Origin of the sequence: Streptococcus symci (genome assembly GCF_006385165.1) — a bacterium.
Taxonomy (GTDB): domain Bacteria; phylum Bacillota; class Bacilli; order Lactobacillales; family Streptococcaceae; genus Streptococcus; species Streptococcus symci.
On sequence record NZ_VFJA01000001.1, the window covers coordinates 447180 to 462060 of the forward strand.

A 14881-nucleotide genomic window follows, 5' to 3' on the forward strand; every position below is an offset into this window, starting at 1 on the left:
GTTTCCTATTTTTACTTTGCTTTTGACGTCCTTGGTATCTTGATCTTTGTAGGCAAGGCGTATAATTTCATCAATCCAAAGGGGATTAAAATGACAAAACAAGTGTTTCAAACGACTTTTGCGGGTCGTGAGTTAATTGTAGAGACTGGTCAGGTTGCTAAGCAGGCAAATGGCTCTGTTGTTGTACGTTACGGTGAGTCAACTGTCTTGACTGCGGCCGTGATGTCTAAGAAGATGGCAACTGGAGATTTCTTCCCTCTCCAAGTCAACTACGAAGAAAAAATGTATGCAGCTGGGAAGTTTCCTGGTGGCTTTATGAAACGTGAAGGACGTCCTTCAACGGATGCGACTTTGACAGCGCGTTTGATTGACCGTCCAATCCGTCCTATGTTTGCGGAAGGTTTCCGTAACGAAGTACAAGTCATCAATACGGTTCTTTCTTACGATGAAAATGCATCTGCACCTATGGCAGCTATGTTTGGTTCATCCTTGGCACTTTCCATTTCAGATATTCCGTTTGACGGACCAATCGCTGGTGTCCAAGTGGGTTATGTGGATGGTCAAATCATCATCAACCCTACGCAAGAACAAGCAGAGCAATCTCTCCTTGAATTGACAGTCGCTGGTACCAAACACGCCATCAACATGGTAGAGTCTGGTGCCAAAGAATTGTCAGAAGAAATCATGTTGGAAGCTCTCCTTAAAGGGCACGAAGCAGTTAAAGAATTGATTTCCTTCCAAGAAGAAATCGTTGCTGCTGTCGGTAAGGAAAAAGCAGAAGTGGAATTGCTTCATGTTGATGCTGAATTGCAAGCTGAAATCATCGCAGCCTACAACAGCGACCTCCAAAAAGCGGTCCAAGTAGAAGAAAAATTGGCTCGTGAAGCTGCAACTCAAGCAGTTAAGGACCAAGTGACTGCTGTCTACGAAGAAAAATATGCAGACCACGAAGAATTTGACCGTATCATGCGTGATGTGGCTGAAATATTGGAACAAATGGAACACGCTGAAGTGCGCCGTTTGATCACAGAAGATAAGGTGCGTCCTGACGGTCGTAAGGTTGATGAAATCCGTCCTTTGGATGCGGTTGTTGACTTCCTTCCTCGTGTGCACGGCTCTGGTCTCTTCACTCGTGGACAAACTCAGGCTCTTTCAGTTTTGACCTTGGCCCCAATGGGTGAAACTCAAATCATTGATGGTTTGGATCCAGAGTACAAGAAACGCTTTATGCACCACTATAACTTCCCACAATACTCTGTTGGGGAAACTGGTCGTTACGGTGCGCCAGGTCGTCGTGAAATCGGTCACGGTGCTCTTGGTGAGCGTGCACTTGCTCAAGTCTTGCCAAGTTTGGAAGAATTCCCATATGCTATCCGCTTGGTAGCTGAGGTCTTGGAATCAAACGGTTCTTCATCTCAGGCTTCTATCTGTGCTGGAACTCTTGCCCTTATGGCTGGTGGTGTGCCAATCAAGGCGCCAGTAGCAGGGATTGCCATGGGTCTCATTTCAGATGGAAACAACTATACAGTCTTGACAGATATCCAAGGTTTGGAAGACCACTTTGGAGATATGGACTTTAAGGTTGCAGGTACTCGTGACGGGATTACAGCCCTTCAAATGGATATCAAGATTCAAGGGATTACTGCAGAAATCTTGACTGAGGCTCTTGCCCAAGCTAAGAAAGCGCGTTTTGAAATCCTTGATGTTATTGAAGCAACCATTCCAGAAGTTCGTCCAGAATTGGCTCCAACTGCTCCGAAAATTGATACCATCAAGATTGATGTGGACAAGATTAAGATTGTCATCGGTAAGGGTGGAGAAACCATCGACAAGATTATCGCTGAAACAGGTGTTAAGATTGATATCGATGAAGAAGGAAATGTGTCTATCTACTCTAGCGACCAAGATGCCATCAATCGTGCTAAAGAAATTATTGCCGGTTTGGTCCGTGAAGCCAAAGTGGATGAAGTTTACCGTGCTAAAGTCGTTCGTATCGAGAAATTTGGTGCCTTTGTCAACCTCTTTGACAAGACAGATGCCCTTGTTCATATCTCTGAGATGGCTTGGACGCGTACCAATAATGTCGAAGACTTGGTAGCAATCGGGGATGAAGTTGATGTTAAGGTTATCAAGATTGATGAAAAAGGACGTGTGGATGCTTCTATGAAAGCCCTTCTTCCTCGTCCACCAAAACCTGAACGTGATGAAAAAGGCGAAAAGTCTGAGCGACCTCACCGCCCACGTCATCACAAGGACCACAAACCTAAGAAAGAATTTACAGAAACACCAAAAGATTCAGAATAAGAAAAGGAGAAATGTATGGGATGGTGGCGCGAAACCATTGATATCGTAAAAGAAAATGATCCAGCGGCCCGCACCACTTTGGAGGTTTTGCTGACTTATCCAGGTGTCAAGGCCTTGGCGGCCCACCGTCTTTCGCATTTTCTCTGGAAGCATGGCTTCAAACTCTTGGCTCGTATGCACAGTCAGTTTTGGCGCTTTTGGACTCAGATTGAGATTCATCCAGGTGCCCAGATTGATTCAGGTGTCTTTATCGACCATGGTTCAGGCCTGGTGATTGGAGAGACAGCGATTGTTGAAAAAGGCGTTCTTCTCTATCATGGGGTTACTCTTGGTGGGACAGGGAAGGATGTTGGCAAACGCCATCCGACTGTGCGTAAAGGAGCTCTCATATCGGCCCATGCCCAAGTCATCGGACCGGTAGAGATCGGTGAAAATGCCAAAGTCGGTGCTGCTGCAGTAGTCGTGGCAGACGTACCTAGTGATGTGACAGTTGTCGGTATTCCGGCCAAGATCGTCCGTGTTCATGGACAGAAGGATGAACCAACGATCCACGAAGTCGAAGAAAAACGAGAATACTATGTCAATAAACTAGAGCAGGCTAGAGAAGCCAGTCACAGATCGTCGGGGTTGTAGAGGATACCTATATGATTCAAGCAAGAAACAAGTTAAGCCAAGAGGAGTTATCTGAGGCGAAAAAACTCATTAACTGTTGCCGAGCCTATGACGGTACCTATCGTGATCCCTATCTTTCTAACATGCTTAATTTTGACCCAAACATGCCCGCCTTTTTCCTTTATTATGAAAAAGGCGAACTTGTTGGTCTCTTAACTGTCTATGCAGATGACCAAGATGTGGAAGTGACGATACTGGTTCATCCAGATCATCGCCGTCAGGGAATTGCGCGTGCATTGTTTACTAGTTTTGAGAAAGAAACGGCTTCTTTCCCTATTCGTTCAGTTACTTTTCAGACAGAACGTATTTTTCTAGACCGTTATCCTGATTTTGTCAGCAACTGGGGATTGGTCGAGGACGAGGATACAGAAACCTGGTTAGGTAAGGATAGAAGACCTTATCCGTTAGCAAAGATTTCTAATCTTGAAGTTTTGTTAGCAGATAGTTCGTATCAAGATCAAATTAGTCAGTTAAAATTTCAGGCATTCTCAGAGGAACATGAATCTAGAGAAGTTGTGGATAGATATGTCGCTGAAGCTCTGAAGGATCCAGAAAGTCGCTTATATATTTTATTAAAAGACGGTCAGGTTATTGGAACTTGCACGGTAGATTTATCGACTAATACGAATTACTTCTACGGTTTAGCAATATCTGAACCTGAACGTGGGAAAGGCTATGGAAGCTACTTAGCAAAATCCCTTGTCAACCAACTAATTGAGCAAAGTGACAAGGAATTTCAGATTGCAGTAGAGGACAGCAATGTAGGTGCCAAGCGCTTATATGAAAAGATTGGCTTTGTCAAACAAACCCAGGTGGTTTATCTGAATAAGAAAGGAGTAAGGAATTCCGAAGAGTAGAGATATTCGGACTGAAATTTACTTGAGCTCTTAGTGATGAAACTAATTGTTCTTGGATTTTGGATTTCCTGACTATGATTTATGATTAAAACCTATGACACCTTGAGCGGGAAGTAGACAGGAGAGGCGCTCGAATGTTTAAGAATGAACTTTTCTGCTGCAGATTGGAATTGCTGTTGTCTGGTTTATTTTTCTTGTCCAGCAAGGATTGTGCTGAATACTTTGATTAGCTTAGGTCTAATCATCTGGGTCTATCCCGCTAAGTGAAGGCGAAGCAGAACTAGAAAGGAAACTACAAGAATGGCAGTATATTTTTACGGCTGTATCACCATGGATGGCTACTTGGCAGACAGCCAGCACAGGATAGACTGGCTGCATCAGCTTGGTTCTGTAGAGGATACAGGCTATGATGACTTTTACAGGCAAATGGATATCACCATCATGGGCAAGCGGACCTTTGATGCAATCCAAGATTTGCAAGATGTAGAAAGTTTTTATCAAGCTACGGAAAACTATGTCTTTACGCATGATAGGAACCTGCCTGTCAGCAATTACCAGCCAGTAGCTGGGGATGTGGTGGACTTTGTTCACCAGATTGACAAAGGCAAAAATGTCTTTGTGATTGGTGGTAATTCCTTAGTAGGACCGCTCTTGGATGCGGATCTTTTCGACCACCTCGTTATTCAGATAGCGCCCCTTATCCTAGGAAAGGGGGTTCCCCTCTTTACCCAAGAGGAAGAGCAGCGCTTTTACCAACTGGATAGCCTCAGACAATTTGGTCCTTTTGCAGAGCTGGTTTTCAGCCGAAAAAGTCAGAAATAGAGAAGGGAGTGGACCGCATGATTAAAATTTACGACACTATGTCTCGTGATTTGCGAGAATTTGTCCCGATTGAGGACGGCAAAGTTAAGATGTATGTTTGTGGGCCAACGGTGTATAACTATATCCACGTGGGCAATGCCCGCTCAACAGTAGCCTTTGATACCATTCGTCGTTATTTTGAGTATCGTGGCTACGAAGTTGCCTATATTTCCAATTTTACAGATGTGGATGATAAGATTATCAACCGTGCCAAGGAAGAAGGTATCACGCCTCAGGAAGTTGCGGACAAGTACATCGCGGCTTTTCGTAAGGATGTATCAGCTTTGGGTGTTAAGCGGGCTACTCAGCATCCGCGCGTGATTGACTTTATGGAGGCAATCATTGACTTTGTGCGGACTTTGGTGGACAAGGGCTACGCCTACGAGAGTCAAGGGGATGTTTATTTCCGTGTGGAAAAATCCCACAATTATGCCAAGTTGGCCAATAAAACCTTGGAAGATTTGGAGCTAGGTGCTTCAGGTCGTACCGATGAAGAAACGGCTCGTAAGGAAAATCCTGTAGACTTTGCTTTATGGAAATCTGCCAAACCAGGCGAGATTTCTTGGAACAGTCCTTGGGGACCTGGTCGTCCGGGCTGGCATATCGAGTGTTCGGTCATGTCAACAGAGATTTTGGGCGATACCATTGATATCCACGGTGGTGGAGCTGACCTTGAGTTTCCTCACCATACCAATGAAATTGCCCAGTCGGAAGCCAAGACAGGTAAGACCTTTGCCAACTACTGGATGCATAATGGCTTTGTCAACATCGATAATGTCAAGATGTCCAAGTCTTTGGGGAACTTTATCACTGTTCATGATGCCCTTAAAACTCTTGATGGTCAAGTCCTTCGTTTCTTCTTTGCGACTCAGCACTACCGTAAGCCTATCAACTTTACGGAAAAGGCAGTGCGTGATGCAGAGACCAATTTAAAGTATCTGAAGAATACTTATGAGCAACCATTTACAGGAAATGTGGACGCCCAAGAATTACAAGTATTTAAAGATAAGTTTGTAGCTGCTATGGATGAGGATTTCAACGCTGCAAATGGTATCACAGTAGTCTTTGGAATGGCCAAGTGGATCAAATCAGGTCACTACAACCAAAAAGTTAAAGATACCTTGACGAAGATGTTAGAAGTCTTTGGGATTGATTTAAAGAAAACAAAGAAAACAAATTATAATGAAGAATTAAATGAATTATATACTACTAAATTATCTTGTACGTTAGAATATTATTCTTGGAGTAAATACAATCGGAAGTATATTCTTGAAGATTTAAAGAATTATTTTCATGATGAGTATGAGGTAATTACGCTCTCTCCAAATCGTGCGGATCAGATTCATGACAAATTTATGAAGGCAATAAGTCATGAACCTAAGCCATCAAGTGTTTTAATGATTGTTAATGGGAATCAGAAACCAAGCGTATTACAAGCTTTGAGAAATTGTAAAGAAGTAAGTTTTGGAATGGAAATTAAATTTGACTATCAATTTATTTACAATATAAATGAAAAACAAATAAAATTGATCCAAAAACGCCAAGAAGCGCGTGCCAATCGGGACTTTGCGACAGCTGACCAAATCCGTGACCAATTGGCTGCTCAAGGAATTAAGCTCCTTGACACCAAGGATGGAGTGAGGTGGACACGTGATTGATGTCAATCTCATTAACGGGATTGCGCTAGCCTTTGAAGGAGATGCGGTTTATTCTATGTATATTCGCCGTCACCTCATCCTCAAAGGTATGACCAAACCCAATAAACTCCATCAAGAAGCGACCAAGTATGTGTCAGCCAAAGCTCAGGCTCGCTTGATTTCCCTTATGTTAGATGAGCGGGTCTTAACGGAAAAAGAAGAAGAAATCTACAAACGTGGTCGCAATACTAATAGCCACACAAAGGCTAAAAATGCCGATGTGGTGACTTACCGTATGTCTACAGGTTTTGAAGCAGTCATGGGCTATCTTCATATGACTGAAAATCTGGAACGTCTTGAGAGCTTGATTTCGTGGTGCATCCAAAAAGTGGAGGGCTAGGACATGATAGCAAAAGAACTACAAGACTGGTTTCCCGAGGCTCAGATTTCAGACCAACCAGTAGAGAAAGAGGGCTATCTCACCCTCCCTTTAGCTTCTCAGCAGTGGATTCTGCTGGAGGAAGCTGGACTCAGCGAGCGTGAAAAGCAGTTGGTTGCCCTTTTGACCCAGCAGGAGCAAGCTTGTTCGCTCAATCCTTGGTATTCTTTTCTGATTGAAGGGAAGGGGCAGGCACCGCAAGCTTTTAAAAAGATTCAGTTGGTTTATTGCCATCTTTCCTATTTTCAGCAGGAAAATCTAGCTTCTTGGCTAGATATGATGCGGACTCTTTTTCCGAATTGTCAGACGGTGTTTCAGGTCGGAGCTCAGGATTATGTTTTCGTGCTGCAACAAGATAAGTACACCTCTGTACGTTCAATCTTATCTGATACGATTGAAGCGGTTGAGTATGACTTTGGACTGCGTCTCTCTATTATGTTAGGTCAGGTTTGGTCTCAGACGGGCCATCAAACCCTATCAGACTTAATCAAAGCAGAGCGGGATTTGTTTAAGACTTGGTGGCGTCAGGGTCACCAAGGTGTTCATACTTTTTCTCAGCTCTATCTTTGGAGTATGGGAGAAAGGCTTGTGGATTTGAGAGTAATCAAGGAATGTCTACATCAGATGATTTTGGATCAAGACCAGATTCAGGAAATCATTCTCTCACTTTGGGAAAATAGTGCTGTTCTCACTAAAACAGCCCAACAACTCTATCTGCACCGCAATTCTCTCCAATATAAGATTGATAAATGGGAAGAGTTGACAGGCCTTCAGTTGAAGGAGTTGACCGACCTGACCCTGTGTTATCAATTGATTTTACCAGAAATTCTCTAAAGTTCTGTGCAAGTTGCACAGAACTTTTTTGTTTTTTTGGTCACCTTGCCATAGAAAAGTAAAGCGTTTTCATCTATAATAAAACTATCAAAAGACAAAAGGAGTTCACCTCATGGTAGAATTGAATCTTAAAAATATTTACAAAAAATATCCAAACAGCGAACACTACTCAGTTGAAGACTTCAACTTGGACATCAAAGACAAGGAATTTATCGTTTTCGTAGGTCCTTCAGGATGTGGTAAATCAACTACTCTTCGTATGATTGCTGGTCTTGAAGATATTACAGAAGGTACTGCATCTATCGATGGCGTGGTTGTCAACGACGTAGCTCCAAAAGACCGTGACATCGCCATGGTATTCCAAAACTACGCTCTTTACCCACACATGACTGTTTATGACAACATGGCTTTCGGTTTGAAATTGCGTAAATACAGCAAAGAAGACATCGACAAACGTGTTCAAGAAGCAGCTGAAATCCTTGGATTGAAAGAATTCTTGGAACGTAAACCAGCTGACCTTTCAGGTGGTCAACGTCAACGTGTTGCCATGGGTCGTGCAATCGTCCGTGATGCAAAAGTATTCTTGATGGACGAACCTTTGTCAAACTTGGATGCCAAACTTCGTGTATCAATGCGTGCTGAAATTGCTAAAATCCACCGTCGTATCGGAGCTACAACTATCTACGTAACTCACGACCAAACAGAAGCGATGACACTTGCAGACCGTATCGTTATCATGTCAGCAACTAAAAACCCTGCTGGTACAGGTACTATCGGACGTGTAGAACAAATCGGATCTCCTCAAGAAGTTTACAAAAACCCAGTTAACAAATTCGTAGCAGGATTTATCGGAAGCCCAGCTATGAACTTCATCAACGTGAAATTGGTTGGTAGCGAAATTGTTTCTGACGGTTTCCGCTTGAAAGTTCCAGAAGGAGCTTTGAAAGTTCTTCGTGAAAAAGGCTATGAAGGAAAAGATTTGATCTTCGGTATCCGTCCAGAAGACGTGAATGCAGAACCTGCTTTCCTTGAAACATTCCCAGAATCAGTTGTAAAAGCAACTATCTCTGTGTCAGAATTACTTGGTTCAGAATCTCACCTATACTGCCAAGTTGGTAAAGATGAATTTGTTGCTAAAGTTGATGCTCGTGACTACTTGCAAACAGGTGCAACAGTTGAACTTGGATTTGACTTGAACAAAGCACACTTCTTCGACGTAGAAACTGAAAGAACAGTTTACTAAGATTATATGTTTCAACACACTGTCAGTGTTTCTGACAGTGTGTTTTACTGTTTCAGTATGCATGGGAATAGGATTTTCTAGTTTTCTTATTAGTAAAAAAGTGATAAAATGGTAGGAAGAATTGGAGAGTACACATGCCAAAAGAAGAAAATTTAAGAGGCGATGAAGTTGTCGCTTTAACACAGAAATATTTATCGGAAGAAGATGTGGCTTTTGTCCATAAGGCCTTGGTCTACGCGGTGGAATGCCATAGTGGTCAATATCGCAAATCAGGTGAGCCTTATATTATTCACCCTATCCAAGTGGCAGGTATTTTAGCTAAGCTCAAGCTGGATGCTGTAACGGTAGCTTGTGGTTTCTTGCATGACGTGGTAGAAGATACAGAAGCGACTCTGGATGATTTGGAAAGAGAGTTTGGCCCTGACGTGCGGGTAATCGTTGATGGGGTTACCAAGCTTGGTAAGGTCGAGTACAAATCAATCGAGGAGCAGTTGGCTGAAAATCATCGCAAGATGCTCATGGCCATGTCTGAGGACATCCGCGTTATCTTGGTTAAACTGTCTGACCGCTTACACAATATGCGGACCCTGAAACATCTTCGAAAAGACAAGCAGGAGCGTATTTCCAAAGAAACTATGGAAATCTATGCGCCGCTTGCCCACCGTCTGGGGATTTCTAGCGTTAAATGGGAATTGGAAGACCTATCTTTCCGTTATCTTAATCCAACGGAGTTTTACAAGATTACCCATATGATGAAGGAAAAACGCAGAGAGCGTGAAGCCTTGGTGGATGAGGTAGTTACAAAATTAGAGGAATATACGACGGATCGTCACTTGAAAGGGAAGATTTACGGTCGTCCTAAGCATATTTACTCGATTTTCCGCAAAATGCAGGATAAGAGAAAACGTTTTGAGGAAATCTATGACCTGATTGCCATTCGCTGTATTTTAGATACCCAAAGTGATGTTTATGCCATGCTTGGTTATGTACATGAGCTTTGGAAACCAATGCCAGGTCGTTTCAAAGACTATATCGCTAACCGCAAGGCCAATGGTTATCAGTCTATCCATACGACTGTCTATGGGCCAAAAGGGCCGATTGAATTCCAGATTCGGACCAAGGAAATGCACGAGGTCGCTGAGTACGGGGTTGCGGCTCACTGGGCTTATAAGAAAGGCATTAAGGGGCAGGTTAACAGCAAGGAATCTGCTATTGGGATGAACTGGATCAAGGAGATGATGGAGCTCCAAGATCAGGCTGATGATGCTAAGGAATTTGTGGATTCTGTTAAGGAAAACTATCTGGCTGAGGAGATTTACGTCTTTACCCCAGATGGAGCTGTCCGTTCCCTTCCAAAAGATTCAGGACCGATTGACTTTGCCTATGAAATCCATACAAAAGTTGGGGAGAAAGCGACGGGTGCCAAGGTCAATGGTCGTATGGTTCCACTGACAACCAAGCTCAAGACAGGGGATCAGGTTGAAATTGCCACCAACCCCAACTCCTTTGGGCCAAGCCGTGACTGGCTCAATATGGTCAAGACCAGCAAGGCGCGTAACAAGATTCGTCAGTTCTTTAAAAACCAAGACAAGGAATTATCTGTCAACAAGGGTCGTGAAATGTTGATGGCCCAGTTCCAAGAAAACGGCTATGTAGCTAATAAATTCATGGACAAGCGTCACATGGACCAAGTTTTGCAAAAGACTAGCTACAAGACAGAAGAATCCCTTTTTGCGGCCATTGGTTTTGGAGAAATCGGTGCTATTACCGTCTTTAACCGTCTGACTGAAAAGGAACGCCGTGAGGAAGAACGTGCCAAGGCCAAGGCGGAAGCAGAAGAGCTTGTCAAAGGTGGCGAGGTCAAGGTTGAGAACAAAGAAACCCTCAAGGTTAAGCATGAGGGTGGAGTGGTTATTGAAGGAGCCTCAGGTCTCCTAGTGCGGATTGCCAAGTGTTGTAATCCTGTTCCTGGTGACGATATTGTTGGCTATATCACCAAGGGGCGTGGTGTGGCTATTCACCGTGTGGACTGTATGAACCTGCGTGCCCAAGAAAACTACGAGCAACGTCTCCTTGATGTGGAGTGGGAAGACCAGTACTCTAGCTCAAATAAGGAGTATATGGCTCATATCGATATTTATGGCCTCAACCGTACAGGACTGTTGAACGATGTACTGCAAGTTCTTTCAAACACAACCAAGAATATTTCAACGGTCAATGCTCAACCAACCAAGGATATGAAGTTTGCTAATATCCATGTGTCTTTCGGCATTGCCAACCTCTCTACATTGACCACGGTCGTGGACAAGATTAAGAGTGTACCAGAAGTTTACTCTGTCAAACGGACCAATGGCTAATTGTCCTAGCTCTTACTAGAAAGGCTATTATGAAAATCATTATCCAACGGGTTAAAAAAGCCCAAGTGAGTATCGAAGGTCAGGTTCAGGGAAAAATCAATCAGGGGCTCCTATTGCTGGTTGGTGTTGGACCAGAGGACCAAGAGGAAGATTTGGACTATGCTGTGAGAAAGCTTGTCAACATGCGGATTTTTTCAGACGCAGAAGGCAAGATGAACCTGTCTGTCAAAGATATTGAAGGAGAAATCCTCTCTATTTCTCAGTTTACCCTCTTTGCGGATACCAAGAAAGGCAATCGTCCAGCCTTTACAGGTGCAGCTAAGCCTGATATGGCATCAGACTTCTATGATGCTTTCAATCAAAAATTAGCACAAGAAGTGCCCGTTCAGACAGGCATCTTTGGAGCGGATATGCAGGTTGAGCTGATCAATGACGGACCAGTCACCATTATCCTTGATACTAATACTCAATGAAAATCAAAAAGCAAACTAGGAAGCTAGCCACAGACAGTACTTGAGTACGGCAAGGCGAAGCTGACGTGGTTTGAAGAGATTTTCGAAGAGTATAAAAATAGATAAGAAAGACCAAGCCTGGACGGCTTGGTTTTTCTTATCTATCATAAAATACTCCAAAAAGAAATATGTTCCTGATAGGCTTTTGGGAAGTCTCTTTTCAGGCTTTGGCTTATGCGATAGGAAGGGATGAGATGTCCTAGGATGAGGAGAGTTCCCTGAAGGAAAAGTGGGATACCACTTAAAAACACCAGGGAGGGAATCATCAGGCTATCCCAGAGGAGGATTTGTAAGGCAAAACACCAGAATCTCGGTCTAATCTGGGAATAGAGTTGGCTAAAGTGGTCACAAAGCTGGTTAGACAGATAGGTCAATAGCACAGGATGAAAGAAAATGAGCCAACCGCTATAAATTAAAATCCAATCCCAAGTAAGCCCTTCTTTAAATGTCAAAAATCCAATCAAGATTCCATCAATGACAAGGACTTGAATGGTCTTGATGTAGATGATTTTTTTCATGCTAAAACCTCCTTTTCCTTAGAGACATTCCCATAAAGAGATGTGTTTGTCGTAACAGTCTGGATAGTTTTCTCTTAGGTGACTAGCCGTTATATAATAAAAAGTATAATGACAAGCAGTGATGATTGGCATAAGAGAGAAAAAACGCTGAGAACTAGTGAAGGCTAAGAGGACAAATAATAGAGAGTCGCTGATGAGCACCCCTAAATAGTAGAAGCGAATCATTTTATTGATTTGAGGATAAATCTCAGCGAATTGATGTTTGAGTTGGACAACCAAGCGAAATAGCAGGAGTACCTGAGCAAGGAGGAAAATAAAACCAGAGAGCAAGAGCCAGTCGAAAGCTGTCTCGGGTCTAGTACTAAAAAATACAAGTAGTAGCAAATCGATGACTGCAATTGCTGTATAATGGATTCTAAAGAGTTTTTTCATAAGATGACCTCCTCTTTTATCTAGCTTCATTCTACTCCAAAAGAATGGGAGTTACAAGTAAAATGATAAAAAATTTTAGTAAGGAGATTCTGTTAGATTTCTTTATTTGAGTTTCCTCCTATTGTTCCACTTCTTCATCATTCCAGACAAACAAAGCTCCGATTGCATTGAGGATATAAAAGATGTATTTTCCGATATTGGCAAAATTTCCTTGAATGCCAGCTTTTGTCAGTTGCACAAAATTGTAAATCAACCAAAAGCCCCACTGAGTTGTTAATTTCAATGCGTTCAAAGCATTGGCAATGAGGGACAGTGCAAAGGCAATAGTTGTTACGTAGGCAAGGAGATTCATCTTACCCCCATAGCCGATATAGTTGGTCACAAAGGCAAAGAGGAAGGCGATGATGGAAATGATGATGGCCGTCAATTTCACCTGTTTTTGGCTCATTTGGTTGGGTCTGCCTTCTTGCGAAGCTTCCCATTTCTTAATGGCAAAGGTATAAATGAGAAAGGTGACGGGATAGGTGATGATGGCCGCCTTATTTCCAAGGATATAATCAATGGTACCAGACAAAATCGTATTGACAATGCCAAAGTAATTTCCCCAGTTGCTTAATTTTCCCGTGAAACGAGTGGACAACATGGAAATCCCAACGTTGGTTACAGAAATCAATCCAAAGGGTACAAGAGCTGTCCATGGTCCCCAGTCTACAAATTTGTCGAGACGTGAGTTGAGGTAACCAGATGCAATCGCAATCCCAACGACCAAAGCAACCCCGAAGAGGTCAAACCATTTGGATGTCGCAAAAATTTTTAGTGATTTTTTTCATATATTAAAATATCTTTCTTTTTTTTAACAAATATTCTACAACTAAATGAAAGTAAAATCAAATGATAGAAATAAACCCCTGAAAATAAAACTTTCAGGGGTGATTGGGGTACTTGAGAAATTAGTCGATTTTTTCGACATAGAGTTGTTTTGCAATGTCCATATTCACTCGTAAATCCGCGTCTTTACTAAGGATAGTGAAGGTATTGCTGAAGCCATCAAACTGCTTAACTTGGAGCGAATCACCGATGTGAAGTGAGTGCTTGTCCAGATAACTGAGAATGTCAAAACTATCGTGCACCCGAGTCAGGCGATAGGAGCCAGCTTCCTTGATGTCAGCTAGTGGTAGGTTATTGATTTCAACTAGGAGCTCTCCCTTGGCAGGAATGGTTCCTCCGTGGGGGCAGGTTTTAGGGAAACCTAGCAATTTATCCAATCTTTCCACGAACAGGTCAGAGACAGTATGTTCCAAGACCTCAGCTTCCTCGTGAATCTGGTCACTTGTATAGTCTAAATGATGGACTAGAAAAACTTCAATCAAGCGATGCTTACGATAGAGTTCAGAGACCAGTTTGAGGCCGAGGTCAGTCAGTAGATAACCGCATTCCTTGTCCTTGAGGATGAGGTTTTCGCTCTTCATCCGTTTAATCATTTCAGTTACGGCAGGGGGAGAGACTTGCATACGAGCCGCAATTTCCTTGTTGGTAATCTTATGCAAATCTATGCCAATTTCATAAATACACTTTAGATAATCTTCTTTATTCGGGGTCATTCGTTTCCTCTTGTCTAATATCTTTATCTAGTATATCAAAAAAAGCTAGATTTCTCTAGCTATCTGCCACAATGGCTTCTAATTTAGTTCTTTAGCAGCTGCAATTGCGGCTTCGAAGTTTGGTTCAGAGTTGATATTGTCCACGTATTCAACGTAGCGAATAGTATTGTCAGTATCGAGGACAAAGACTGCGCGTGCCAATAGGTGCCACTCATTGATTAAGAGGGCATAATCACGTCCAAAGGAATGGTCGAAATAGTCTGAGAGCATGATGGCATTTTCAATGCCTTCAGCACCACACCAACGTTTTTGGGCAAATGGTAGGTCCATAGAAACAGTCAATACGACTGTGTTGTCCAGTCCAGCCAGTTCTTCATTAAAACGACGCGTTTGAGTTGAGCAGATGCCTGTATCGATAGAAGGCACGACACTCAAGACTTTTTTCTTTCCATCAAAATCAGCCAGAGATTTTTTAGAAAGGTCTGTTGTAGTAAGTGAAAAATCAAGTGCCTTGTCGCCGACTTGTAGTTGCTTACCTGTAAAGCTCACAGGATTTCCGAGAAAAGTTACCATAAGATACTCCAATCTTTTTTCTTCCATTTTAGCTGAAACAG

The 14881-nt window shown here is 42.7% G+C and carries 14 protein-coding genes and 2 pseudogenes; 11 read left to right on the forward strand and 5 right to left on the reverse strand.

The annotated features are described in order from the left end of the window. Window positions 1-90 precede the first annotated feature (90 nt). The 11 genes and pseudogenes from pnp to dtd all read left to right on the forward strand — a co-directional run bounded on the left by pnp (window position 91) and on the right by dtd (window position 11677). A complete protein-coding gene (gene pnp, locus FJN11_RS02080) occupies window positions 91-2304 on the forward strand; it encodes a polyribonucleotide nucleotidyltransferase (RefSeq protein ID WP_049552180.1) in 2214 nt (737 codons plus the stop codon). A gap of 15 nt (window positions 2305-2319) precedes the next feature. After that, window positions 2320-2937 (forward strand): serine O-acetyltransferase, encoded by a 618-nt coding sequence (gene cysE, locus FJN11_RS02085; RefSeq protein WP_049552181.1) that lies wholly within the window; start codon window positions 2320-2322, stop codon window positions 2935-2937. 11 nt (window positions 2938-2948) lie between these two features. Beyond that, window positions 2949-3833: a GNAT family N-acetyltransferase gene (locus tag FJN11_RS02090; RefSeq protein WP_049552182.1), complete on the forward strand. Its 885-nt coding sequence runs from the start codon at window positions 2949-2951 to the stop codon at window positions 3831-3833. A 300-nt stretch (window positions 3834-4133) separates the two neighbouring features. Then, window positions 4134-4655, forward strand: a complete 522-nt coding sequence (locus FJN11_RS02095; protein ID WP_049552183.1) for a dihydrofolate reductase family protein — start codon at window positions 4134-4136, stop codon at window positions 4653-4655. Between the two features lie 17 nt (window positions 4656-4672). Continuing rightward, a pseudogene (cysS, locus tag FJN11_RS02100) lies at window positions 4673-5896 on the forward strand (cysteine--tRNA ligase); the annotation flags it as partial. A 318-nt stretch (window positions 5897-6214) separates the two neighbouring features. Further along, window positions 6215-6352, forward strand: a pseudogene (locus tag FJN11_RS10970) (CysS/YqeB C-terminal domain-containing protein); the annotation flags it as partial. Continuing rightward, the gene (locus FJN11_RS02110) at window positions 6345-6731 is read left to right on the forward strand and encodes a Mini-ribonuclease 3 (protein ID WP_024057574.1); all 387 of its coding nucleotides are present in this window, start codon (window positions 6345-6347) and stop codon (window positions 6729-6731) included. The pseudogene FJN11_RS10970 and the gene FJN11_RS02110, both read left to right, overlap by 8 nt. Window positions 6732-6734: 3 nt before the next feature. After that, window positions 6735-7604 carry a helix-turn-helix domain-containing protein gene (locus FJN11_RS02115; protein WP_140223935.1) on the forward strand — a complete coding sequence of 290 codons (870 nt, stop codon included), beginning with the start codon at window positions 6735-6737 and terminating at the stop codon, window positions 7602-7604. 112 nt (window positions 7605-7716) lie between these two features. Next, entirely contained in the window at window positions 7717-8847 is a 1131-nt protein-coding gene (locus FJN11_RS02120) for an ABC transporter ATP-binding protein (RefSeq protein ID WP_140223936.1), read from the forward strand. A gap of 134 nt (window positions 8848-8981) precedes the next feature. Continuing rightward, window positions 8982-11204: a RelA/SpoT family protein gene (locus FJN11_RS02125; RefSeq protein WP_140223937.1), complete on the forward strand. Its 2223-nt coding sequence runs from the start codon at window positions 8982-8984 to the stop codon at window positions 11202-11204. A gap of 29 nt (window positions 11205-11233) precedes the next feature. Continuing rightward, a complete protein-coding gene (dtd, locus tag FJN11_RS02130) occupies window positions 11234-11677 on the forward strand; it encodes a D-aminoacyl-tRNA deacylase (protein WP_140223938.1) in 444 nt (147 codons plus the stop codon). Window positions 11678-11820: 143 nt separating this feature from the next. Here dtd and FJN11_RS02135 read toward each other — a convergent pair whose 3' ends face one another. From FJN11_RS02135 to tpx, 5 genes are all read right to left on the reverse strand, one after another. Then, window positions 11821-12234: a hypothetical protein gene (locus FJN11_RS02135; protein ID WP_140223939.1), complete on the reverse strand. Its 414-nt coding sequence runs from the start codon at window positions 12232-12234 to the stop codon at window positions 11821-11823. Between the two features lie 18 nt (window positions 12235-12252). Continuing rightward, window positions 12253-12666: a hypothetical protein gene (locus FJN11_RS02140; protein WP_140223940.1), complete on the reverse strand. Its 414-nt coding sequence runs from the start codon at window positions 12664-12666 to the stop codon at window positions 12253-12255. 118 nt (window positions 12667-12784) lie between these two features. Next, window positions 12785-13435, reverse strand: a complete 651-nt coding sequence (locus tag FJN11_RS02145; protein WP_140223941.1) for a nicotinamide mononucleotide transporter family protein — start codon at window positions 13433-13435, stop codon at window positions 12785-12787. Between the two features lie 181 nt (window positions 13436-13616). Beyond that, a complete protein-coding gene (locus tag FJN11_RS02155; RefSeq protein WP_140223942.1) occupies window positions 13617-14267 on the reverse strand; it encodes a metal-dependent transcriptional regulator in 651 nt (216 codons plus the stop codon). Between the two features lie 78 nt (window positions 14268-14345). Beyond that, complete coding sequence (tpx, locus tag FJN11_RS02160; RefSeq protein WP_033682328.1) at window positions 14346-14840, reverse strand: thiol peroxidase; 495 nt, start codon at window positions 14838-14840, stop codon at window positions 14346-14348. Window positions 14841-14881: the final 41 nt, after the last annotated feature.

Coding starts and splice junctions, on each gene's coding strand:
- pnp (WP_049552180.1), top strand. CDS start 91: ATGACAAAACAAGTGTTTCAAACGACTTTTGCGGGTCGTGAGTTAATT.
- FJN11_RS02115 (WP_140223935.1), top strand. CDS start 6,735: ATGATAGCAAAAGAACTACAAGACTGGTTTCCCGAGGCTCAGATTTCA.
- FJN11_RS02140 (WP_140223940.1), bottom strand. CDS start 12,666: ATGAAAAAACTCTTTAGAATCCATTATACAGCAATTGCAGTCATCGAT.
- tpx (WP_033682328.1), bottom strand. CDS start 14,840: ATGGTAACTTTTCTCGGAAATCCTGTGAGCTTTACAGGTAAGCAACTA.
- FJN11_RS02095 (WP_049552183.1), top strand. CDS start 4,134: ATGGCAGTATATTTTTACGGCTGTATCACCATGGATGGCTACTTGGCA.
- FJN11_RS02090 (WP_049552182.1), top strand. CDS start 2,949: ATGATTCAAGCAAGAAACAAGTTAAGCCAAGAGGAGTTATCTGAGGCG.
- FJN11_RS02155 (WP_140223942.1), bottom strand. CDS start 14,267: ATGACCCCGAATAAAGAAGATTATCTAAAGTGTATTTATGAAATTGGC.
- FJN11_RS02125 (WP_140223937.1), top strand. CDS start 8,982: ATGCCAAAAGAAGAAAATTTAAGAGGCGATGAAGTTGTCGCTTTAACA.
- FJN11_RS02135 (WP_140223939.1), bottom strand. CDS start 12,234: ATGAAAAAAATCATCTACATCAAGACCATTCAAGTCCTTGTCATTGAT.
- cysE (WP_049552181.1), top strand. CDS start 2,320: ATGGGATGGTGGCGCGAAACCATTGATATCGTAAAAGAAAATGATCCA.
- FJN11_RS02120 (WP_140223936.1), top strand. CDS start 7,717: ATGGTAGAATTGAATCTTAAAAATATTTACAAAAAATATCCAAACAGC.
- dtd (WP_140223938.1), top strand. CDS start 11,234: ATGAAAATCATTATCCAACGGGTTAAAAAAGCCCAAGTGAGTATCGAA.